General features: G+C 43.3%; 8 protein-coding genes, 1 tRNA gene, 3 rRNA genes and 2 pseudogenes. 9 read left to right on the forward strand and 5 right to left on the reverse strand.

Annotated elements, in window-relative coordinates; translation table 11 throughout:
* Positions 1-269 precede the first annotated feature (269 nt).
* From ACSAZL_RS05145 to rrf, 4 genes are all read left to right on the forward strand, one after another.
* Positions 270-1747, forward strand: a 16S ribosomal RNA gene (locus ACSAZL_RS05145).
* Between the two features lie 85 nt (positions 1748-1832).
* A tRNA-Ala gene (locus ACSAZL_RS05150) sits at positions 1833-1905 on the forward strand.
* A 118-nt stretch (positions 1906-2023) separates the two neighbouring features.
* Positions 2024-4927 (forward strand): 23S ribosomal RNA (locus ACSAZL_RS05155).
* Between the two features lie 74 nt (positions 4928-5001).
* Positions 5002-5123 (forward strand): 5S ribosomal RNA (gene rrf / locus ACSAZL_RS05160).
* Together the 16S, 23S and 5S rRNA genes with 1 tRNA gene alongside form the textbook arrangement of a ribosomal RNA operon.
* A gap of 298 nt (positions 5124-5421) precedes the next feature.
* Here the strand turns inward: rrf and ACSAZL_RS05165 are convergent.
* Positions 5422-6024, reverse strand: coding sequence for an adenosylcobinamide amidohydrolase (locus ACSAZL_RS05165; RefSeq protein ID WP_440947657.1), 603 nt, complete (start codon positions 6022-6024; stop codon positions 5422-5424).
* Positions 6025-7541: 1517 nt separating this feature from the next.
* Here ACSAZL_RS05165 and ACSAZL_RS05170 point away from each other — a divergent pair.
* From ACSAZL_RS05170 to ACSAZL_RS05185, 4 genes are all read left to right on the forward strand, one after another.
* Positions 7542-9566, forward strand: coding sequence for a cache domain-containing protein (locus tag ACSAZL_RS05170; protein WP_440947658.1), 2025 nt, complete (start codon positions 7542-7544; stop codon positions 9564-9566).
* Between the two features lie 619 nt (positions 9567-10185).
* Positions 10186-13764, forward strand: coding sequence for a PAS domain S-box protein (locus ACSAZL_RS05175; protein WP_440947659.1), 3579 nt, complete (start codon positions 10186-10188; stop codon positions 13762-13764).
* A 50-nt stretch (positions 13765-13814) separates the two neighbouring features.
* The gene (locus tag ACSAZL_RS05180; RefSeq protein ID WP_440947660.1) at positions 13815-16526 is read left to right on the forward strand and encodes a PAS domain S-box protein; all 2712 of its coding nucleotides are present in this window, start codon (positions 13815-13817) and stop codon (positions 16524-16526) included.
* A gap of 215 nt (positions 16527-16741) precedes the next feature.
* Positions 16742-20293, forward strand: coding sequence for a PAS domain S-box protein (locus ACSAZL_RS05185; protein ID WP_440947661.1), 3552 nt, complete (start codon positions 16742-16744; stop codon positions 20291-20293).
* Positions 20294-20392: 99 nt separating this feature from the next.
* On the opposite strand, the gene ACSAZL_RS05190 is transcribed toward ACSAZL_RS05185, so the two are convergent.
* Positions 20393-21841, reverse strand: a complete 1449-nt coding sequence (locus ACSAZL_RS05190) for a saccharopine dehydrogenase C-terminal domain-containing protein (protein ID WP_440947662.1) — start codon at positions 21839-21841, stop codon at positions 20393-20395.
* 509 nt (positions 21842-22350) lie between these two features.
* Positions 22351-22533: pseudogene (locus ACSAZL_RS05195) on the reverse strand (IS630-like element ISMba10 family transposase); the annotation flags it as partial.
* Positions 22534-22681: 148 nt separating this feature from the next.
* On the opposite strand from ACSAZL_RS05195, the pseudogene ACSAZL_RS05200 reads away from it, so the two are divergent.
* A pseudogene (locus tag ACSAZL_RS05200) lies at positions 22682-22840 on the forward strand (transposase); the annotation flags it as partial.
* A 159-nt stretch (positions 22841-22999) separates the two neighbouring features.
* Here the strand turns inward: ACSAZL_RS05200 and ACSAZL_RS05205 are convergent.
* Entirely contained in the window at positions 23000-23293 is a 294-nt protein-coding gene (locus ACSAZL_RS05205) for an antibiotic biosynthesis monooxygenase family protein (RefSeq protein WP_440947663.1), read from the reverse strand.
* Between the two features lie 227 nt (positions 23294-23520).
* Entirely contained in the window at positions 23521-24327 is an 807-nt protein-coding gene (locus tag ACSAZL_RS05210; RefSeq protein WP_440945022.1) for an IS5 family transposase, read from the reverse strand.
* Positions 24328-24620 lie beyond the last annotated feature (293 nt).

Here is a 24620-nt window from a genome sequence, read left to right on the forward strand (position 1 = left end):
TGTGAAATACAAATCTTTATATACAAGAAATGTCTTGTATGTATCCCTCATACAAAGTAATTGTGTGGGTTGAATTACAAACTCTCTTTCATCTTTTAATGGAGCCAGGAGTTATTTCCTGTCTGACGAGGATTTGTCGGTTCGGTTAATTCTGGGTGATTGATGTTTTCTACAATATCTATCGCGAAATGAACTAACTGAATTGATAGTTGTTAGTGCAAGTTTCTGCGACCAAGACCTTTAATTTTGAAGTGTGCGATACATTAACAATTCTGGTTGATCCTGCCAGAGGTTACTGCTATCGGTGTTCGCCTAAGCCATGCGAGTCATATGTTCTTCGTGAACATGGCGTACTGCTCAGTAACACGTGGATAACCTGCCCTTGGGTTCGGGATAACCCCGGGAAACTGGGGATAATACCGGATAACGCATATGTGCTGGAATGCTTTATGCGTAAAACGGATTCGTCTGCCCAAGGATGGGTCTGCGGCCTATCAGGTAGTAGTGGGTGTAATGTACCTACTAGCCGACAACGGGTACGGGTTGTGAGAGCAAGAGCCCGGAGATGGATTCTGAGACATGAATCCAGGCCCTACGGGGCGCAGCAGGCGCGAAAACTTTACAATGCGGGAAACCGTGATAAGGGGACACCGAGTGCCAGCATCATATGCTGGCTGTCCGGGTGTGTAAAATACACCTGTTAGCAAGGGCCGGGCAAGACCGGTGCCAGCCGCCGCGGTAACACCGGCGGCCCGAGTGGTGATCGTGATTATTGGGTCTAAAGGGTCCGTAGCCGGTTTGGTCAGTCCTCCGGGAAATCTGATAGCTCAACTATTAGGCTTTCGGGGGATACTGCCAGGCTTGGAACCGGGAGAGGTAAGAGGTACTACAGGGGTAGGAGTGAAATCTTGTAATCCCTGTGGGACCACCTGTGGCGAAGGCGTCTTACCAGAACGGGTTCGACGGTGAGGGACGAAAGCTGGGGGCACGAACCGGATTAGATACCCGGGTAGTCCCAGCCGTAAACGATGCTCGCTAGGTGTCAGGCATGGCGCGACCGTGTCTGGTGCCGCAGGGAAGCCGTGAAGCGAGCCACCTGGGAAGTACGGCCGCAAGGCTGAAACTTAAAGGAATTGGCGGGGGAGCACAACAACGGGTGGAGCCTGCGGTTTAATTGGACTCAACGCCGGACAACTCACCGGGGACGACAGCAATATGTAGGCCAGGCTGAAGACCTTGCCTGAATCGCTGAGAGGAGGTGCATGGCCGTCGCCAGTTCGTACTGTGAAGCATCCTGTTAAGTCAGGCAACGAGCGAGACCCGTGCCCACTGTTACCAGCATGTCCTCCGGGATGATGGGTACTCTGTGGGGACCGCCGGTGTTAAATCGGAGGAAGGTGCGGGCCACGGTAGGTCAGTATGCCCCGAATTTCCCGGGCTACACGCGGGCTACAATGAATGGGACAATGGGTCCCTACCCCGAAAGGGGCTGGTAATCTCACAAACCCATCCGTAGTTCGGATCGAGGGCTGTAACTCGCCCTCGTGAAGCTGGAATCCGTAGTAATCGCGTTTCAATATAGCGCGGTGAATACGTCCCTGCTCCTTGCACACACCGCCCGTCAAACCACCCGAGTGAGGTATGGGTGAGGGCACGGACTCAGTGCCGTGTTCGAACCTGAATTTTGCAAGGGGGGTTAAGTCGTAACAAGGTAGCCGTAGGGGAATCTGCGGCTGGATCACCTCCTAAGCCGAAAAGCACTATCACCCAGATGCCGATAAACCGAACAAATCCTCAAACCTGAGATCCTTTGTGGATCTCTCGTCTCTCTCGGGCTTGTAGATCAGCTGGAAGATCGCTGCCTTTGCAAGGCAGAGGCCCTGGGTTCGAGTCCCAGCAAGTCCATTTTTGTGCACCCGGAAAGTAGTTTTTCGGGGAAGGATGGATAGCCTGCGCGGAACCGCAGGCATATGAAGTCGTGTATAGGTGCTGTATACTGGACGCTTACTGGACCTGGTTAGGTAATTAGGAATTATGCTATCAGGTGGATGGCTCGGCTCAAGAGCTGATGAAGGACGTGCCAAGCTGCGATAAGCCCGGGGTAGGTGCATGGAGCCAATGAACCCGGGATTTCCGAATGGGACCTCTCCCTAGTGATCAGTCATGATCGGGAACGCTCCGAATTGAAACATCTCAGTAGGAGCGGGAAAAGAAATCAATTGAGATGCCGTAAGTAACGGCGAGTGAAACCGGCACAGTTCAAACCGAATCCCTTCGGGGACATGTGGTGTTGTAGGGCTGTTCAAACGTCTGGCGGCAAAATCGAACTTGCCTGGAACGGCAGACCATAGAGTGTGACAGTCACTTAGATGTACGCCAAAAGACCGGAACATGTCCCTGAGTACCGTGCGTCGGATATCGTGCGGGAATCTGGGGGGCACCAACCTCCAAAACTAAATACTCCTTGAGACCGATAGCGAAATAGTAGGGTGACCGAACGCTGAAAAGTACCCCGAGAAGGGAGGTGCAAAGTGCCTGAAACCTGATAGTGATGGAACGATACGGCATGAAAGGATCTTTGACATGAAGGAATCATTCGCGAGGATGTTGTACGAATGTCACTGCCAGTGTCGTATCTTACGTTTTGAAGAACGGGCCAGGGAGTGTATCTTGGTGGCAATGGCTAACCTTTTACTTGGGCAGCCGAAGCGAAAGCAACATGTGCGCAGCCTTTGGGCGAGGCACGACGTATACAAGTGCGTGGAGTCACCGGGGTACGACCCGAAGCCGGGTGATCTAGGCGTGGGCAGGTTGAAGCGTGGCGAAAGCTACGTGGAGGACCGCAAGCGGTGTTGATCTGCAAATCATTCGTGTGACCTGCGTCTCGTAGTGAAATGCTAATCTAACCCGGCATCCGCTGGTTCCTTCCGAAACATGTCGCAGCATGACCTGACTGGAGACCGTCGGTGGAGTAGAGCACTGATTGGCGGTTCCGGGGGGGAAACCCCTCGCCCGCTTGTCAAACTCCAAACCCACCGTCATCTGAGAAAGTCGGAGTCCGGACTGCTGGGGTAAGCTTGTAGTCCGTAAGGGAGACAACCCAGCCCGTGGTTAAGGTCCCCAAGTGTCGACTAAGTGTAAACGCTAAAGGGCGTCCCAAGCCCAAGACAGCTGGAAGGTTAGCTTAGAAGCAGCTACCCTTCAAAGAGTGCGTAACAGCTCACCAGTCGAGGTTTGGGGCCCCGAAAATTGACGGGGCTCAAGTCGACCACCGATACCACGGAGTACCGCAAGGTAATCTCGTAGGAAGGCGTTGTGTTCGGGCAGAAGCAGGGCTGTAAAGTCCTGTGGACCGTTCACAAACGAAAATCCTGGTAATAGTAGCAGCAAAGCAGGGTGAGAATCCCTGCCGCCGAAGGGGCCAGGTTTCCTCGGCAATGATCGTCAGCCGAGGGTTAGTCGGTCCTAAGACGTACCGTAATTCGAGTACGCCGAAAGGGAAACAGGTTAATATTCCTGTACCATTTAGCGTTTAGTCTGACGTCTCAGGGCAGGCCGAGCGGCGTCGTCGCGCCGTCTAAGCAGCGAATCCCGTGGAGAGCCGTAATGGCGAGAATCGGGCGAATCTGTTATGGCTAAAGTCGGCTGCACCCAGGGACCCGTGAAAAGGACAGCTAAATGTCCGTACCGAGAACTGACACAGGTGCCCCTAGCTGAAAAGGCTAAGGCGTGTCGGAGTAATTCAGTTAAGGGAATTCGGCAAATTAGCTCCGTAACTTCGGGATAAGGAGTGCCTGCTGTGTAGACAGCAGGTCGCAGTGACCAGGGGGCTCTAACTGTCTAATACCAACATAGGAGATTGCAAACCCGTAAGGGCTAGTACAATCTCTGAATCCTGCTCAGTGCAGGTACCTGAAACCCCGGTTCAACGGGAAGAAGGGCCTGTAAACAGCGGGGGTAACTATGACCCTCTTAAGGTAGCGTAGTACCTTGTCGCTTAATTGGCGACTTGCATGAATGGATCAATGAGAGCCCTACTGTCCCTAACTGGAGTCCGGTGAAGCTTACATTCTAGTGCACAGTCTAGAGACCTCTAGGGGGAAGTGAAGACCCCGTGGAGCTTTACTGCAGCCTGTCGTTGGGTTGTGGTTCTGGATGTACAGTGTAGGTAGGAGACGTCGAAGCGGGTGCGCCAGCATTCGTGGAGTCGCAATTGGGACACTACCCTTCCGGGACTACGACCCTAACTCTGAGAAGAGGACCCCGATAGGTGGGCAGTTTGCCTGGGGCGGGACGCCCTTGAAAAGATATCAAGGGCGCGCAATGGTTGACTCAAGCGGGTCGGAAACTCGCTGAAGAGTGCAAGAGCATAAGTCAGCCTGACGTTATTCAGCACAGCAGTGGATGACGAGACGAAAGTCGGCTCTAGCGAACTTTTGAGCCTCCTTGGTGGGGGCCAAAAATGACAGAAAAGTTACCCCGGGGATAATTGAGTCGTTGCCGGCAAGAGTACATATCGACCCGGCAGCTTGCTACCTCGATGTCGGTTCTTTCCATCCTGGCCGTGCAGCAGCGGCCAAGGGTGAGGTTGTTCGCCTATTAAAGGAGATCGTGAGCTGGGTTTAGACCGTCGTGAGACAGGTCGGTTACTATCTACTAGAGGTGCCAGAGGTCTGCGGGTAAGCTGCTTTTAGTACGAGAGGAACCAAGCAGCGGCGCCACTGGTGTACCGGTTGTCCGACAGGGCATCGCCGGGCAGCTACGCGCTAAGGAATAAGAGCTGAATGCATCTAAGCTCGAAATCTGACCTAAAAAGAGACCTCTTTAAGGATTCCGGTAAAAGACCGGTTTGATAGAAACGGGATGTAAGCACCAAGGCAACGAGGTGTTCAGTCCGCGTTAACTAACCATTCGTTCCTTTCACTTAATTCAGGTCCAGGCGAAATCCGGTATGCAGCACATCTATACATGACTTTTCCCATATCCCATTTATAGGTCGAGTTTGGCGGCCATAGCGGCAGGGCAACTCCTGTACCCATCCCGAACACAGCAGATAAGCCTGCCCGCGTTCCTTACTGTACTGAAGTGTGCGAGCCTTCGGGAACTCTGGATCGCTGCCAAATTCACCCTATATTACTTTCAATTTTAAAACTGATTTTGAATTGTGTTACTGTTGTTTTTGTGAATTTTTGATATGTTTTTAAGAATTCTTTAATTTCATACCCTGATATTTTTCGTAATTGTTCATTATATCCTGATATTTTTGAACACGAAGAGACTATTTTTTAATTTTCTGTTCTTTTTATCCCCGCCTGCCGTTTCAGATTCGAAAAGGGTGCGTCGCTAAGTGTCTTAGAGAAGACCTGAGTGGTGAAAAATTAGCTTGATTCATATCGGACGCTGCAAAAAGAGTTTTATGGCTTATTCTCCTCTCAGCTCAAGTCCTGCCTTTACTCCTCTCATAACAGCTTCAGTAATCTTTTTTCCAAACTCCGTACTCGAGCCTGCATAAGGTATTTCCTGCTTTTCCTTATTTTGCGGGTCAGGTTTTGAGTCTTTCTCATAGGCAACAATCACAGCATCCGTATTGGTGCCCAGGAAAGTGTAGCCTTTTTCAAGAAGTGCAAGCCCTTTAGCTTCGGTAGCTGTGATAATCGCTCCAAGGAGAGCTGTTTCTGATAGTCTTGTTTTTGAGATTAATATTATGTTTATGGTTCCTATTTTTGCCCTGAATTCCGAGCCGTTGCTTACGCCGGCGGTTATGAAAACGGTTAGATAATCGTCTTCAATGACCTGGAGGTACTCCATTTTGACAGCTGTCAGAAGGCCGAAGTAGGCTGCATCAAAGCCCAGTTTCAAAGCCTCTTCTTTTACGAACCCCTGCGGGTCAGGAGGGTTGAAGGTTCTTGGAACCTGTTTGTTGAAAAAATAGTTTACCTGTGCTCGGCCGCCGTTTAAGCCCGTGCTTACGGCTTCGAAATCGCCCTCAATGACAAGGGTATTGTCCTTTACATAGTATCGCATATGGTGATCACGTTTTTTCCAGAGGATATATGCTTATTGTCTTATGCTTATGGTCCCTGTCAAGATGGTGCTTATTAATTAAATATGGGACGGCATGTCTTGACCATGAAGCAAAAGGGTAAGAAGTTGGCTGAGTGGTGTATCATATTTTTTCTTTTTCTTTTACTTTCGAACGGTTTTGTCTGCTCTCTGGAGCCAATTCCCGGATTTTGTATTACATTTCAAAGCCGCAACTTTGGAAGGTCTAAATGATATCTCTTTAGCCTTCATATATTATGTGTGCATATATGGGAATATTGTTACAATATATAGATATTTGGATTAAATATATATAGGAGGCGATCTTAGTATGTTTGTACCAAAAACATTATCCCGTTACCACCATCTCTACACCATGAATGACCCGAACTCTTTTTCTGAAAGTGCCTCTTCTGTGGTAACGGGTAAAAAAATCGTTTAAGGTGAATAAAGCTATTCGTACAATAGAAAGACGATGAACAAGGTATTGAATAGCCACTGCAAAATGAGTACAATTCAGCAAAGGCACGATCATCTTCTGGTCGTGTAATCAGTAACTGAAAATAGTAAATGAAGGCTTACTTTATGAATTATTAGAACATAGATAATGTGGCCGTTTTGAGATTTGCTCAATAACTCACGGACACGATCTATATTCTTTTTTTGGGCGCCATTTTAATACTTTATTTTTGAATACCATTTTAAGTATGTCATTTTTATCATTCTGCTTTTAAGTGAGCGATTTTTGATTTTCTATCTTTAACTGTGCCGTTGTTCACTTGTCTGTGTTATTCCTCACCTATTTCTTTTCTGAATTCTATGTAATCCCTCTCAACCTCTTCAAGTTCGTATTCCATTTTATCCCTCCGTTTAGAGTTATGATGTTCGAAATTCTTTCATAGTACTTTCGCAGTTGAACAGAATATTTCACTTCATTACGGGTCCGAATCATAACATTGCCAGAAAACCATGTAAAAATGGCTTTGAAGACTTTTCCTCGCTTGTGTTTTCCATCTTTTACTTCTCCTATCCCGATTTATAGTTCCTCACTATTTATTAGTAGGAATACGGTAACCTATTTCCTATTTAATATTATAAATAATTTACTACTCTTTGCTGAAATCATTCAAACAAATGTTTTCGTACAACATGCAGGTTTTGACGATCCCAAATTCTGAAAAAAGAGACATGTATACAAGCATCAGATTAGAGAAGGAGATGTATGAAGTAAAATAGTTCCAACAATGATTTTTTTAATCACTTATTCTATTTGCTTAATTCTATTCCGATATTATCCGGTTTTGACAAAAACTTTTTTACATATGAAATTTAATTATATTGTTTTACCGGAATTATCCTGAATTTTCTGGTCAAGTTTTTACATTTACCTGTGTGGGATGGATATTTCAATTGTTACTTGAGAGATGGAAATGGCTTCATCGAATAGGTGTAGAAGACGGGCAGTTTGTATTGCATTACTACTCTGTTTGCTCAGTTTTTTGCTGCTGATACAGACCGTATACGAATACAAAAGTAGCAAGACGAATGAAATTATTCTGGAAGAGGCAGAGGAAGATGCACATAAACAGGCCCATTTTGCTCTGAAAAAGATTGTGGAAGAGCTTGATTCTACCCGCCTCATTGCCGAAGAGATTTCAACGGATCTTAGTTCCGGAAAACTGAAAAATGATTCCATGATCAAGGCTCGCCTTCTTTCTGAAATGGAAAACAATCCCGGCATTTTCAGTATAGTCGTTGCATATTCCCCGTCTGTCAATGCAGGGCAGCTTCATTCGTTTCATTTCAAAAGGGACGGTTCTTATGTCAAAGATTACTCTCCGATTCAGTACAACTACACCAGTGACAGTGAAAATACGGCATGGTACAACAATCCCCTTAAAAAAGGGTCTGGTTTATGGAACTCTCCCTATTTCGGGACTGCAGACAGGAAATATCTGATCGATTACTCGGTTCCTTTTTATCTTGCAGAATCCGGAAACAGGGACGAAATTGCAGGAATAGTGGGTGTGAGCCATTCCCTTGAAGGGATAAGAGCGGAGGTAGGGGATCTTGATCTGGGAAACACGGGTTACGGTTTCATTCTCTCCGGGAAAGGAGTGGTCATTTCCTGTCCTTTCCAGAAGTATCTGTGCGGAAATATTAGTGAACTGGCAAAAGAATACTCCGATTTTGACCTCATAAGTCAGAATGTGACAGATGGAGGGTACAGAGTAACAAATTCTCGTACAGGACAATCTTTCTGGGTATTTCACGAAAGTATACCTTCTACAGACTGGACTCTGGGAATTGTTCTTCCTCTGGAAGAAACTCTGATGGAAAAAAAGACGGAGAAAAACCGTGCCGTTATCCTGATCATGCTCGCAGCGTTTGCTTTTTCTTTTTCCCTGTCCCTGCTTTTTATCTCCCTTTACAGGCATGACCTTGGCGGGCTCTGGATCCTCGCATTTATTTTCTCATTTCTCTGCGTCATGGGAATGGGTTTCATCTGGTACTTCGCTTTAAATTATTCTTCCCCTCCCTGCGGGAACGGGGACCTTGTTGTTTTTGATATGGTTGATGTTGAAACCGTGCTGCAGCACTCCGGTACCGACCCGGAAACTCCCAGGGTTCCGACAGGGGTTTTTCTCGAGACTATGGAGTTTTCGAGCTCCAATGATATCATTTTGACCGGATATGTCTGGCAAAACCTCTCCGAGCCGAGCGCTGATAAGGCTTCTCCGGGCTTTAGTTTTCCTGAATCAAAAGAGGTCACGATCGAAAAAGCCTATGTGAACGAGAATGAAGGTGTTGTAGGCTGGCATTTTAAGACTACTCTGCGCCAGCAGTTCGACTATTCCAGATACCCTTTTGATAGAGAATATGTATGGATCAGGTTCTGGGGCAACGCTTCTGAAGGAAACATCCTGATCCCGGACTTCGATTCCTATGACAGCCTGATGCCGGAAAACCTTCCCGGTCTGGAACGTTCTCTTGTGCTTGAAGGCTGGGAACCGCAAAAAACTTTTTTCAGTTACAGGGTAAATTCCTATAACACCGATTTCGGAGCAGGTAATTTTTCACACTCCAATGTATCCGAACTCTACTTCAATGTCGAAATCAAAAGGAACTTTAAGGACCCCTTTGTTTCCAACCTTTTGTCCGTAATGGTGATATCCATCCTTTTGTTTGCAGTGCTCACGATGACGACCCGGGATGAGAAGAAAACCCTTTTCAGTTTCAGTTCTTCCGGAGTACTGAGTTACTGTTCCTCCCTCTTTTTTGTTCTTATCGTTGCTCACGCTTCCCTGAGGACCAGAGCCTCCATGCACGATATAATCTACCTTGAATATTTCTACTTTATAATGTATCTGGCAATCCTGGCTGTGTCCTTGAATTCGATAGTTTTCGGATCCGGTATGAATATCCGTTTTATTACTGCAAAGGACAACCTGTATGTTAAGTTGCTGTACTGGCCTGTCATCCTGGGGTGTCTGTTGTTGATAACACTCCTGAATTTCTATTGAGGAGCCAATTTTTAAGGAGGTTAATGCTGCTGCCTGGTCAACACATTAATGCGGCATCTGCTCAATTTTTGCAAGTCAGGATCCGGCAGGTCTGGATCTGCCAGGACGGGTCTGTTTGGTATAATAGCCAGTAACAGGTACATGGATTCCGAAGCTTACGCAGAAATTACTAAGTTTGCACAAAACATGAAATGCGAAGAAACATAAATGAAAAAAGATTCTGGATGCGACGGGTGAAATTCGAACGCATGAATTCCTATGAAACTGGACTCTGAAAAACATACGTATCCATTTAACTCATTCTCCATTTTTTTTATTATCAAACTTGACTACATTTTATAAATACGGAGCTCGCAATTGATGACTCCAACAGTATATTTTATAAACTCAAAATTATATTTGGGTTATAAGTTGTTGTGGCAATCTGAAAGAAAGAAGTTCAAATATAATAATGCAAACCAGGGCAAGTGGCACTAGCATATACCTTAAGGTTATCAACAACCAAATGCAAATGATCTTTTATTATATAGGGAGTATAAAAATTAAAATAATAATTTGCTCGATAATCATTGAAGGTTGTAGGTATTTTGTCGCCTAAGAGAGGGAGACCAAGGGAATAATGACAGCCAAAATGGATCAATTCCCGGCAATAAACTCGAATCCTTTGTTCAATGTTGGAAAGGATGGCACAGTTCTTTACTCAAATGAGGCTAGTGAGCCTTTATTGCATGAGTGGGGCCTGAAGACAGGAGAAAAATTGCCTCCGCACATCGAAATTTTTGTTCAAAGGGCAATTTCCCGGGAAGGGATTGAAAAAATAGAACTCAAAGTGGGGAAAAGAATATACCTGATCATTTTTCATCCCCTGCCCGAACAAGAATGCACAAACATTTACGGATTCGATATAACTGATCGGAAAGAGCCTGAGGGAAACCTTAGGGAAAGTGAAACTCAGGAAAAGGCGAACCTGGAACTTGCCAATATTATTAATGCTAAGGCGGTTCAGTCCCTTATGAATGATTTTTATAGGCTTGCTCATATCCCCATAGCTCTGCTTGATCTTAACGGCAATATTCTGGTAAGTGCTGGATGGCAGGAAATTTGTACCAGATTCCACAGGGTTAATCCTGAAACCTGCAAGTACTGCGTAGAAAGCGACATAAATCTAACTGCTGGCGCTGTTCCCGGAGGATATAAGCTGTACAAGTGCAAGAACAATATGTGGGACGTAGTGACTCCCATTATTGTGGAAGGGCAATACATAGGCAACGTCTTCTCAGGACAATTCCTTTTTAATAATGAGCCTCTTGACTACGAGCTTTTTCGGGCCCAGGCCAGAAAATACGGCTTCAATGAAGAGGAATATATAGCAGCGCTTGAAAAAGTTCCCCGGCTAAGCAGGGAAGCTGTGGATACAAGCATGGCTTTCTTCATGACTTTTGCTAATATGATCTCACAGCTAAGCTACAGCAATATCAAGCTATCTCAATCGCTGGCGGAGCATGATGCCGTGGTAGATGCACTGCAGGGAAGCGAGAAACGTGAGCGAGCTCGCTCGGAGGAACTAACAGCAGTATTGGATGCCGTGCCTGTTGCCGTGTTTATAGCACACGATCCCCGGGCGCTTCAGCTAACCGGTAACCGTCTCTCCTATGAATGGCTACGGGTTCCCGTGGGTACAAACTTTTCCAAGTCTGCTCCTGAAGGAGAGAGGCCCGAAATGTTTGAGTTATTCAAGGACGGAAGGGAGATCCCTCCTGAAAATATGCCGTCGCAGATGGCAGCTGCAGGTAGAGAGGTAAACAACTGCGAACTGGATATTGTATCTGCTGATGGTGAGATTCGACACGTACTGGGCAACGCCAGACCCCTGCTTGACGAGCAGGGCAACCCGCGCGGATCTGTTTCGGCATTCATTGATATTACCGAACGCGAGAAGGCTGAGGAAGCTATAAGATTATCAAATCTTTATAATCGCAGCCTTATCGAAGCCAGCCTTGATCCTTTGGTAACCATTGGGCCAGACGGAAAAATAACTGATGTCAATAACTCCACTGAAACAATTACCGGCCTTTCCAGAGACGAGCTTATAGGCGCTGACTTTTCAGACTATTTCACCGAGCCTGAAAAAGCCAGAGAAGGTTATCAACGTGCGTTCAAGGAAGGGTTGGTGCGCGACTATTCACTCGAAATCCAACATAAAGATGGGCATGTAACTCCAGTTTTATACAATGCTTCAGTTTATAGAGATGAAAATGGCAAGGTTATAGGGGTCTTTGCTGCTGCACGTGATATTGCTGCCGTTAAAAAGGCAGAGGAGAAAATTCAGATACTGGCGAATGCTGTGGAGTCATCTAATGATGCAATTATAACCAAGTCTCTTGATGGTATTATTGCTAGTTGGAACAAAGGGGCAGAGAAAGTTTATGGATATCTGGCTGAAGAAGTTCTGGGAAAAAACATATCCACACTTGAACCGGACAATACTAAAGGAGAAACAAAGCATTTAATTGAAAAGATCAGGCAGGGAGAAAGGGTTCGGCACTACGAAACTTTGAGGATGAAAAAGGATGGAACAATAATAAATATTTCAATCACTCTTTCTCCGGTTTTTGACGCTTCTGGAAAACTTGTGGCTATCTCTACTATTGCCAGGGATATTACTGATAATAAAAAGGCAGAAGAAGCCATCAGATTGTCAAATCTTTATAATCGCAGTCTGATTGAAGCCGGTTTGGATCCTTTAGTAACTATCGGGCGTAATGGTAAGATCACGGATGTGAATGGCGCTACAGAACAGGTTACTGGATATTCCAGAAATGATTTGGTTGGGACTGATTTTTCAGATTACTTTACTGAGCCTGAGAAAGCCCGTGCAGGCTATCAGCAGGTATTCACGGATGGCGAAGTTAGGAATTATCCTCTGGAGATTCGACATAAAGATGGGCATATAACTCCTGTTTTATACAATGCTTCAGTTTATAGAGACGAGAATGGCGAGGTTATTGGGGTTTTTGCTGCTGCACGTGATATTACTGAACGAAAAAAAGCAGAAGAAGATCTAAAAAAAGTACATGGCAATTTAGAAAAACTAGTTGAGGAAAGAACAACCCAGCTTGAAAAAGCTTACAGTTCGTTGAAAGAAAGCGAAGAAGGACTTGCTGAAGCTCAAAAAATGGCTCATATCGGAAATTGGAGCTGGGATATTGTAACCGGTGAAACATACTGGTCTCAGGGACTGTATCGTATTTTTGGGCTAAATCCTCAACAATTATCTACAACTTACAACGATTTTTTAGGTTATGTCCATCCCGATGATCGAGATTTTGTGGATAACGCTATCAAGAAAGCTTTAAACGAAAATCCCTTTGGCATTGATTACAGGATTATTACAGTCAGCGGAGAAGAGCGCACAGTCCATGCGGAAAGCGAAGTTACTTTTAATCCGAATAATATTCCCATCCGAGCGAAAGGAATAATTCAGGATATTACAGAGCGTAAGGAAGCAGAAGAAGCCCTGGCAAATATCGAAACTGCCCGTAAAAAGGAAATCCATCACAGAATTAAGAATAATCTGCAGGTAATTTCTTCTTTGCTTGACCTTCAGGCTGATAAGTTCGATAACCCGAGAGTTATTGAGGCTTTCAGGGAAAGCCAGAACCGGGTTATATCTATGGCTCTCATCCACGAAGAACTTTATAAGGGAAAAGGAAACGATACGCTAGACTTTTCGACGTACATCAGAGAGTTAGCTGAAAACCTTTTCCGGACTTACAGCCTTACTAGTAAAAATATCTGCCTGCGCATGGATATGGAAGAAAATGTGTTTCTTAATATGGATTCTGGTGTTCCTTTAGGAATAATTGTCAATGAGCTCGTTTCCAACTCCCTCAAACATGCATTTTCCGGCAAAGACAGGGGGGAAATCCTGATTAAACTATGTAGAGAAAAAAATGGAAAGCGCAAAAAGGAAGATGATAAGGCTACCAGTTTTATTCTGATTGTTTCAGACAATGGTATAGGCATTCCTGAAAATCTCAATATTGAAAATATTGATAGTCTTGGCATACAGCTGATAAATACCCTTGTAGATCAGTTAGATGGCGAACTTGAACTTACAAGGGGCAACGGGACTGAATTTACTATCAAGTTTGCAGTAACAGAAAAAAATAATCAGGCATCAAATCCAGCAATATAAAAGAATAAAGGTTAGGCATATTGCCGCCTAAGAGAGAGCCTAAGGGGAACATGAACACAAAAGTGGAGCAATTTCCGACAAATAACCCTAATCCTGTTCTGAGTGTTGGAAAGGATGGTACTGTTCTTTACTCAAATAGGGCCGGTGAGCCTTTATTGCATGAGTGGGGCGTGGGAATAGGAGGAAAACTACCTTCAACTTTCGGAGATCTTGTGCAAAGGGTAATTTCCCTAAACAGACCTGAAAAAACGGAAGTAAAAACAGAGAAAAAAGTATACTTGGTCACGTTTCATCCCTTAACTGAAGAAAAACATGTAAACATTTACGGGTTCGATATAACTGACCAGAAAGAGCTTGAAGAAAGGCTCCGTATCAAGGAAAAACAGAGCGACATTCTCTACAAGATGGGAAAAAACGCTCTTGAATACGAGAACCTACAAAACTTTCTAGATGAGAGTGTAAAGCTGATTGCAAGTATACTTGAAGTGGAATACTGTAAAATTTTGGAATTTATGCCCGACGGAAATTTCCTGTTAAGGGCTGGGTTCGGATGGAAACATGGACTTGTAGGAAAAGCTATTGTTGAAGGGGAAAAGGAGTCGCAGGCAGGGTACACCTTGCTTTCGAGGGCGCCTGTGGTCGTGGAAGATTTTGAAGAGGAAAGCCGCTTTAGGAAACCAGAAATACTGAGAATGCACGAAGTTAATAGCGGAGTAAGTGTTATAATCGGAAGCACTGGAAAAACATATGGAGTACTTGGGGTTCATTCCAGGAAAAAAAGGAAGTTTACATCAGACGACACTTACTTTCTCAGTTCAATAGCTTTTTTCATTGCACAGGTAATCGAACGTAAAAAAGCAGAAGAAGCCTTGAAAGAGGCATACGACAGTTTAGAAGAAACAGTTAAAGAACGTACCGCAGAGCTTGAGAAATCTTACACTTCGTTAAAGGAAAGTGAAAGTAGCCTTACTGAAGCTCAAAGATTGGCTCATATTGGAAATTGGGACTGGAATCTTGTAACTGGCGAAGTATGCTGGTCTGACGAGCTATATCGCATTTTTGGACGTTCCCCTCAAGAACCAGGCGCAACTTACGACGAATTTCTAAATTATGTACATCCCGATGACCGGGACCGTGTGAATAATGCCATAAAAAAGAGTTTAAATAGAGAATCTGTTGCAGGTGACTATAGAATAATTTTAGCTAACGGAGAAGAACGCATAGTCCATACGGAAGTTGAGATTGTTTTTTATGAGGAAAATATCCCTATTCAAATGAAAGGAACAGTCCAGGACATCACTGAGGTAAAAAGGGTAGAAGAACAACTCAAGATCCTGGCAAATATTGTGGAATCATCACACGATGCTATTGGAACTATGTCCCTGAACGGCAGCATTACAAGCTGGAATCAAGAAGCGGAGCATGTTTATGGTTATTCGGCAGAAGAAGTTCTGGGAAAGCCTGTATCAATCTTAGCTCCACCTCATTTGGATAAAGAAACCATAAAACTAATTGAAGAGATCAAACATGGGAAAAAGGTCCAGCATTATGAGACCTTACGGTTAAGAAAGGATGGTATGACAATATACGTTTCGATAACTCTTTCTCCGGTTTTTGATTCCTATGGAAAGATGATTGCTGTCTCCTTCATTTCCAGAGATATAACAGAAAGAAAAAAAATAGAAGAAAAACTTCGTGAAAGCGAAGAAAAGTACCGCAATATCGTAGAGACAGCAAATGAAGGCATAAGCATAATTGATGCTGATGAAAGAATTACTTTCGTCAATAAGAAAATTGAAGATATGTTTGGTTACAGTTCAGAAGAACTCATTGGCAGATCGATGTGGGACTTTCTCAGTGATGAAAGTAAGGTTATTATCAAACAAATGTTAGAAAAAGGGTGGAAAAACGTCAATGAGAGCTTTGAAATTAAATTTATACGTAAAGATGGCTACCCTATCTGGACGCATATAAATTCCAAATCTCTTTTTGATAAGGATGGAAAGTTTTTTGGAACTCTGAACCTTCACACTGACATCACCAGGCGAAAAGAAGCTGAAGAAGCTCTCAGGAAGTTCGAAATTGCCCGTAAAAAGGAAATCCATCATAGAATTAAGAATAACCTCCAGATAATCTCTTCTCTTCTGGACCTGCAGGCTGAGATGTTTAAAGGCAGAAGTAATATCAGAGATTCAGAAGTGCTGAACGCTTTCACTGTAAGCATGGACCGGGTTCTTTCTATTGCTCTTATACATGAGGAATTGTACAAAGGTGAAAATATCGATGTGCTTAACTTTTCGCAGTATATAAAGGAATTAGCTGATAATCTACTCATAACATACAGACTTGAAACCGATGTTAACCTAAATCTCGATCTGGAAGAGAACCTTTTTTTAGATATGGATGCTGCTATTCCATTAGGGATAATAATCAACGAACTGGTTTCCAACTCTCTCAAACATGCATTTCCTGGCAGGGATAAAGGAGAAATCCGAATCAAACTCCGTAGAGAAGAAAAAGGAGAATGCAAAAGCAATGGCTGTAAGAGCGCTGATTTCGTTTTGACAGTTTCAGATGATGGCATAGGCATTCCTGAAAACCTTGATATTGAAGACCTCGCCAGTCTGGGGCTTCAGCTTGTAACTTCTCTCGTTGACCAGTTAGATGGGGAACTTGAAGTGAAAAAAGAAAATGGGACTGAGATCACTATCAAGTTTACAGTAGCAGAAAAAAATAATCAGGCATCACATCCAGCAATATAAGTGAAGAAAGACCAAATTTGATAACGCAAACAGAAGAAATAGCATTATTAAGATAATTTTATAATAAATGATTTAATTATTCAATGACGCCCTATTATATTACAGAATTTATAAAGAGTAACGCTTAGCAGTTAAGAATAATTTTTTAGCAATATATGCTCATTGAAAGTAGGCGTATTGTTTTTAAAAAAGGTAAAAGGGGCCTGAGGGGAAAAATGAAAGCTAAAATAGAGCACTCTCCAGCAATAAACCAGAATCCTGTGCTCAGTGTTGAAAAGAATGGTACTATTCTTAACTCCAATAAGGCAGGGAAGTTCTTATTAAATGAGTGGAGTGTCGAAATAGGAGAAAAACTGCCTTCGAGAATCGGGGATATTGTGCGAAGGGTAATTTCTCGGAATAGCCCGGAAAAAATCGAAGTCGAAGTGGGAAAAAGTGTATATCTGGTTGTTTTTCACCCCTTACTTCAACAAGAATGCGTAAACATTTCTGCATTCGATATAAGTGGTCAGAAAGAACTTGAAGAAAAGCCTCTGGAGAGCAAAGAGAAATACAAAGAGCTCTTTAATCTGATTGAACAGGCAGTACAGATTGGTGAGATCGTCTTTAATGAAAAAGGTCAGCCCATCGACAATATAATTCTTGATGTTAATTTCGCGTATGAGGAGCATTCAGGTCTCAGAAGAGAACAGGTTATCGGTCGGGGTTTCAAAGAGCTACTCCCTATCTTTGAGCAGACATGGATAGATCGCTATGGAGAGGTTGTTCGCACAGGTATGGAAATGCACTTCGAAGAATATAATTCTTCTCTTGAAAAATGGTTTGAAGTATTTGCAAGCCCGATAGGAGGTAACCGTTTCATTGCGATCTTTAGCGACATTACAGAGCGTAAGCAGGCAGAAGAGGCTCTTCTCAAGTCAGAACAACATTATCGACTTTTACATGAGACCATGCTTCAAGGTGTGGTCTACCAGGATGCCAGCGGTAGGATAATCTCCATGAATCCCGCAGCTGAGAGAATTCTTGGCAAAACTCCAGCTGAGTTCCTGGGCAGTTCTTCTGTGGGTGAAGAACACCTTACTATCCGTGAAGATGGTTCTCCGTTCCCGGGACTCGAGCATCCGGCTATGGTATCCCTGCGAACAGGGCAGAAGGTGCAGGATGTGGTGATGGGAGTTTACAATCCTCGGGAGAACTGCTATCGCTGGATCAACATCAATGCCGTGCCCATTTTCCTGCCCGGAGAAGACAAGCCCTTCCAGGTATACACCCTGTTTGATGATATCACCGAACGCAAACAAGAAGAACACAGGATGCTCAGATACAATCGCATCCTTGAAGGAATCAACCTTATCTTCAGCAATGTAGTACAGGCAAAAACAGAAGAAGAGCTGGGAAATGCATGTCTATCTGTCGCCCTGAAATTGACCAGCAGCCAATTCGGGTTTGTTGATGAAATAGGCGTTGACGGGCTATTACACGATATAGCTATCAGTGATATGGGATGGGAACAGTGCATTATGTACGACAAGACAGGGCATCGGCGTCCCCCGAGAGATTTTGTTGTCCATGGCTTGTACGGCAGTGTCATTGTCAACAAGAAAAGCTTCTTTACCAATGATCCACAGTCACACCCGGAAAGTATTGGCTTGCCACCTGGTCATCCACCGCTAATGTCATTTCTTGGAGTACCCCTTGTCCAGAACGGGAAAGCGGTGGGCTTGATTGCGGTTGCAAACCGTGAAAACGGCTACAGCTGCGAGCAACTGGAGGATCTCGAAGCTATCGCACCGGCAGTGATGCAGGTACTGCAGAGAAAAAGGGAAGAAAAAGAGCGAATGAAGGTAGAAAAGGCGCTTAGCCGTGAGCGAAGCTTGCTGGAGAGTGTCATACAGACTACTGACGTTATGCTGGTTCTTCTCGATCCGCAATTCAATTTTGTATGGGTCAACCCGGCCTATGCCGAGACGTGCAAGTTGAAGCCGGAGGAGATGGTCGGCAAGAATCATTTTGCCCTGTATCCTAACGCAGAAAACGAGGCGATCTTTCGGACAGTTAGAGACACCGGCAAAGGAGTTTTCTATAAAGACAAGCCGTTTGTCTTCCAGGATCAGCCGGAACGCGGAGTGACCTATTGGGACTGGAGTTTGGCACCAGTCAAGGATTCCTGCGGAGACGTTGAGGGTCTGGTCTTCTCACTACGTGAGACGACAAAATACAAACAGGTTGAGGAGGCTCTGCGGGAAAGCGAAGAGCGACTGCGCCTCCTGGGCGACAACTTACCGGACAGTGCAATCTATCAGTATGTCCATGAGCCCGACGGCAGTTCCCGGTTCCTGTACTTCAGCACAGGCATCGAGAGGCTTAATGGCGTAAACGTCCAGGACGTGCTGCGTGATCCCGACACGCTGTACAGGCAAGTTCCTCCGGAGTATCTTGAGCAGCTCATCAAAGCCGAGGCATGTAGTGCCAGAGAATTTTCGGATTTTGATATGGAACTACCTATGCAGCTTCCCGACGGCCAGGTGAAGTGGATGCGATTGCACTCCCGTCCACGCCAGATGCCCGACAGCCGGATAATCTGGAACGGCGTGCAAATCGATATCACTAAGCGCAAGCAGGCAGAAGAAGCCCTTAAAAAAGCACATGAAACTTTAGAAGAAAAAGTTAAAGAACGTACAGCCGAACTTGAAGAGGCTTATATCTCTTTAAAAGAAAGCGAAAAAGGTCTTGCTGACGCTCAACGAATGGCCCATATTGGAAATTGGGATAATGATCTTGTAATTGGTGAATTACACTGGTCTGAGGAGATGTACCGTATTTTTGGGCATAACCCTCAAGAAGGCATAACTTATTATAAATTTTTAAGTTATGTACATCCGGACGATAGGGACTATGTATATAACTCAACTATGGAAGCTTTTAATGGAAAAGTCCATGCTACTGATTATAGGATAGTCAGGCCTGACGGAGAAGAACGCATAGTCCATTCAGAAAGAGAAGTTATTTTTGGTGAGAGAAACAATCCTGTCCGGATGAGGGGAACACTACAGGATATAACTGAGCGTAAAATGGCTGAAGAAGCTCTGGAAAGAATGGACAAAGTCCGGATAAAAGAGATTCATCACAGAATTAAGAACAATTTGCAGATAATCTCTTCTCTGCTGGATCTCCAGGCTGAGAAGTTCGAGGACGAAAACGTTATAGAGGCTTTCAGGGAAGGTCAGAACAGGGTAATCTCAATGTCCCTCATACATGAGGAACTCTATAAAGGAGAAGGCGCAGATACACTGGACTTTTCGGCATACCTTAAAAAGTTAACTGAAAACCTTTTCAAGACTTACAACCTCAGCAGTAAAAATATCAGCCTGAGCATGGATCTGGAAGAAGACACTTTCCTTGATATGGATACTGCTGTTCCGTTAGGAATAATTGTTAATGAGTTAGTTTCGAATTCCCTCAAGCATGCATTTACCGAAGACAAAGAAGGGAAAATCCGAATCGAACTCTACAGAGAAGAAAGGAATTGTGACACGCATAAATCCTTTTTCAGCCTAACAATTTCTGATGACGGAAAAGGACTGCCTGAAGATTTGGAACTAGAAAGTGCCGAGTCACTCGGCCTGCAGTTAGTAAATATCCTTGTTGACCAGCTTGATGGAGAACTCGAACTTAAGCGGGCGCAGGGTATAGAATTCACTATCAAGTTTAAAGTAGAAAAGGATAATCTGACTCAAGTCGATTCGAAATCACAAGCAAATGGATGAAAAAGTCTGGATGCGAAGGATGCGATTCGAACGCATGAACTCCTGCGCAACCAGACTCTGAATCTTCCCATAGAGACTTACAGGTATCCAGCAGTTTAATCAACCTACGAAAAGGAAATTTTCTAATTGCCACGGATCAGGATCGTGATTCACGGCCGGATTTTCTTTGAAACATATTTTGCGATTTTTAAGCGGTGTCCAGTCCGACGGTGTGGAAATAAATTTTCCAAGGTACGGTCTGGCAATATCCAGGACAAAATCATGAGGCAGGTCCTCAGGGGTTTTAATGCCTTCTCGCGGATTATCAAGCATCCAGAGTACAGCAGCAACAACGCCTGCAGCTACCTGAAGAGTAGTTGCATTCTGACCTGGAGCAAGGGACCTGGTCTCTTCAATGCTCAATGCGCTTCCGGTCCACCAGGAATTATAGGAATGGCCCATCAAGAGTGCCCCCATTATATCCTCGCCGGAAACGATCTCATTTGTCATTATCCTGAGTTTGGGTTGAAGCTTATAATTTCGGCCTCGCAATTCGAAAAGAGAAGAAAGGGTATCATGACAGGGCATATAAGCATAATGAACGGTAGGCCTGTAGACCGCCTCGCCATCTTCCCGAACGGTTAACAGTTTTGAAAGGCCATACGATTCGCCGTGACGGATCACCATACCTACGATTTCTTCATCCGGTATCCACGATCTGACCCATGTATTCATGCCCATCTGGGGCAAGAAAATCACATTTTTCGGTCCGTACGGAGGTGTATGCGCGAGAGGAGGAAATTTGTTTTCATGCGTTCCCCAGGCTATTTCAACAGGAGCGGTTCCTTCTTCCCTCAAGCCTTCAATGCTCCATGTCCCTACAAATTCATTGACCTCCTTTGCCCGGTTTGCGACCTGAGTATCCCGCTCGCTACAATGGATCACTCTGACTCCCAGTTTCTGAGCTAGGCGGGCAAAGTCCCTGTTTTCTGCAAGGTGGGTAATTTCCTGTTCATCCTCGGGAGAGACTTTCTTATCTTCACAGGTCCTGGCGGCAATATCCAGCAAGCCCTGCTTCACAAAATGAGTTATCAGGCCAGGATTTGCGCCATGGTCAACAACAGCAGTCGGGGAATCTTTCCAATCACGGGAAAGTTCACGCAATCTCATTTGCCTTAAATAAAGCGATTTTTCCAATAGACTCCTGGTCAAAAAATCCTCTGTAGGGTTCCATACTTCAACCGAAGTGTTAACGTACAGTACATTATGATTATGGCACCACGTAAGGATCTCATTGGCATCGATATTCCATGAAAGATCAATGATCAAACCTTCATCTTCCATGTATTGTGACAAAACTAGATCCAAATTTTTCGGGGAAATCTTTTCACAGACAAATTTTAATCCCTGATTAGTATACTTTTTCAGAGCCTTTGATTTGTCTTCAAAATCAATCAGGGTAATGTTTTCCAGCGGAACATCGAGTTTATCCAGCAAAAGGGGGAGGGTGCATTGCGAAACTGATCCATAACCAATAACGAGGATTTTATTGGAAAACTTTTTTTTCATGGTTTCGTAAACGCAAGGCATAGATATAACTTTTCTCCCAAAAACGACCAAACTTTTAGAAATATATATGTAAGTGTGTGACTGAAAAGATAGTCATCCTATACATTCTTAAAAAATTTGAACAAGATTTATCCCGGTCATAATACATCTTATTAAAACTTTTTGTTTTTATTCCAATCCTGATGAAGTTTTAAAGGCTTTTCAGGACTGCATCCAAATTGGACCACTGGTTAAAAGACATTCTTTATAATACAGATAGGGTGCAAATATGAAAAGTAAAGTCCCGACTTAATACATATATGCTGGATGTGATGAAAATGACTTTTCATGAAAAGGAATAAATCATAAGCTAAAAATTTTGATCGAGAATATTGGTGCAAATTAACCAATAGGGTAGCTATTTATAATTTCCTGCTTCTCATAAAAGTGTTAGGAAAAGGCCTATAATATCTTAATAACATGCCAACAGATGACAAAATCAGTTTTAATTATTTTTTTCTTTCTGCCTTATGTGCTTTCGAATTATCCAGTATAAGTACTATGATTTTTCCTCTATTTTCTTCCGCTATTTTTTCAAAAAACTCACATACATTTTCTGCCTTTGAATTTCTTTAAAATCCATTTCCATTAATTGAGCAAAAGGAAAATGCATTTGCTTTTATATCATCTTTATTTTCAAACATTAAAGATTTTTAAAGTAGATCAAACCTGTTAGAGCTTTAAAACTAAATCATTAAGATCAGATATTTGTTAAAGAAGCAAAAGCCTTGTTTTGCCAGACATGTCGGTAATTCACGATACAAGAATAATTCTTGATAAAAAGTAATTTGCTAAGAGGCTCGAAAACACATTCATTCTTATCGAGAAATTTTGAATGCCATCTTCTATTTATTACGTTCCGGTTGTTCATGACGGATGGTACCCCACGAATTTCCGCATTGGAAAATTGTTTACCATTATTTCTGTGTTTGGGGACTTAATGGATTATGGGAGCGTGTATGCCAAACCTAAGAAAATAAGGAATAGATGAGTTGCATAGTTGAGAAAAGATAGTTAAGGAAGGTTATATTTTAAGTTAAAACCTGAATGTTAAGGATCTTGAACAATGGATTTAAACGGATTTAAACGGATATAATCGCGTAGTATCAATTTTTTCGGTTAGTTTCTCACTATCTCATACAGACCCGGATAGTGTGGAAATACCTCCATGTAAGGCTCAGTGAGCTTCTTGAACTCTTCACTATTGATGGCAGCCTCGAAATGTGTTATTGATTCCCACTCCGCAACATTGATGAGGTAAAAACGAGCCCACGGGACAACCGTTCTATGCAACCGAGTCGAGATAAAGCCTGGCTGCTTCCTCATGTAATCAGCTGCCCTATCCCAAAATGCCAGTGCTTCGTCTTCCTTACCCTTGGGAACATCAAACGGATTGATCAGAATTACAGTCATCTTTTACCCCCTTCATACCGGTGAATCGAACGCGTGAATTTCTTTACTTTTTCGCCTCTTCACAAGTTTAGTACAAAAACGGATGTTTTGTAAAGGTATATATTAATATTTTAGTATAAATCTTTTTATTGATCATCGGTTGAGAAATTTTCTTGCTGCGCTAATTCGAAAACAAGCGAAAAAAGATAATAATCTTAGAGCGTGTCTTAAAATTATTCTCCTTCTCTTTAATTCTTGATATTAGCGATTCTTTTAATCATTATTCTGATCATAGCCGCATATATCAATGCTTGACTTGATTCTGTTAATCCTTCGTAGTCTTTACTTAACCTTCGATATCTACCTAGCCATCCAAACGTCCGCTCTACTATCCATCTATGTGGAAGTACTTGAAATTCTTTGATATTATCTCTACGCTTAACTATTTCTAGTACCCATCCACATGTTATCTTGACCCACTCAATCAGTTTACCTGAATAACCAGCGTCAGCCCAAATAAGCTGTAATCGAGGGAATGCTCCATTAACTTGTTCCAGAACAAGTCTAGCACCATCTCGATCCTGGATATCTGCTGTATGAACCACAACCATCAACAGTAACCCTATTGTATCTACCAGAATGTGACGCTTTCTCCCTTTCACTTTCTTGCCAGCATCATACCCACGGACTCCTGGAGTTTCTGTGGTTTTAACAGATTGGCTATCTAAAATTGCAGCACTTGGCTCTGGTTCTCTACCATATGCAATTCTCAGTTCTATTCTCAGAACAGTATTGATATGTTCCCAAATTCCATAAATACGCCAAAGACGAAAGTAATGGTAAACAGTTTTCCAGGGTGGAAATTCGTGAGGTAGCATTCGCCAAGCACAACCAGAACGTAACAAATAGAAGATAGCATTCAATATTTCTCGATAAGAATGAACACGTTTTCTACCTCGATTTGTTTTGAGATCAGGAAAATAAGGATTAATTATTTTCCATTCTCTGTTGGATAAATCACTGGGATAAGGAAGCCTTATAGATCGTTTTGACATCGAAGAAAAACCAAGAGAAAAGGATTATTTAATTTTAAGACAGCCTCTTAGAGCGTGTCTTAAAATTAAGTTTGGTTCTATAATCGGGATAGGATTTACACACTTGTTTTGTCCTGAATAGTTAACGCGAAATAATTTTAGGATAAAACACTCGTTTTAAAATTGAAGATATGGAAAAGATGTATATAATGCATGAAAAATGGAAAACAGTCGATTCCACCTTTTGCATATTAATTCATCCAAAAAATTGTTTCATTTTTTGAACTTTCTTTGAAGAAGATTCTCAGGCATAA

The sequence above is a fragment of the Methanosarcina mangrovi genome (assembly GCF_052057765.1).
In the GTDB taxonomy this organism is placed as follows: domain Archaea; phylum Halobacteriota; class Methanosarcinia; order Methanosarcinales; family Methanosarcinaceae; genus Methanosarcina.

Coding starts and splice junctions, on each gene's coding strand:
- ACSAZL_RS05165 (WP_440947657.1), bottom strand. CDS start 6,024: ATGCGATACTATGTAAAGGACAATACCCTTGTCATTGAGGGCGATTTC.
- ACSAZL_RS05180 (WP_440947660.1), top strand. CDS start 13,815: ATGAACACAAAAGTGGAGCAATTTCCGACAAATAACCCTAATCCTGTT.
- ACSAZL_RS05175 (WP_440947659.1), top strand. CDS start 10,186: ATGACAGCCAAAATGGATCAATTCCCGGCAATAAACTCGAATCCTTTG.
- ACSAZL_RS05190 (WP_440947662.1), bottom strand. CDS start 21,841: ATGAAAAAAAAGTTTTCCAATAAAATCCTCGTTATTGGTTATGGATCA.
- ACSAZL_RS05210 (WP_440945022.1), bottom strand. CDS start 24,327: ATGTCAAAACGATCTATAAGGCTTCCTTATCCCAGTGATTTATCCAAC.
- ACSAZL_RS05205 (WP_440947663.1), bottom strand. CDS start 23,293: ATGACTGTAATTCTGATCAATCCGTTTGATGTTCCCAAGGGTAAGGAA.
- ACSAZL_RS05185 (WP_440947661.1), top strand. CDS start 16,742: ATGAAAGCTAAAATAGAGCACTCTCCAGCAATAAACCAGAATCCTGTG.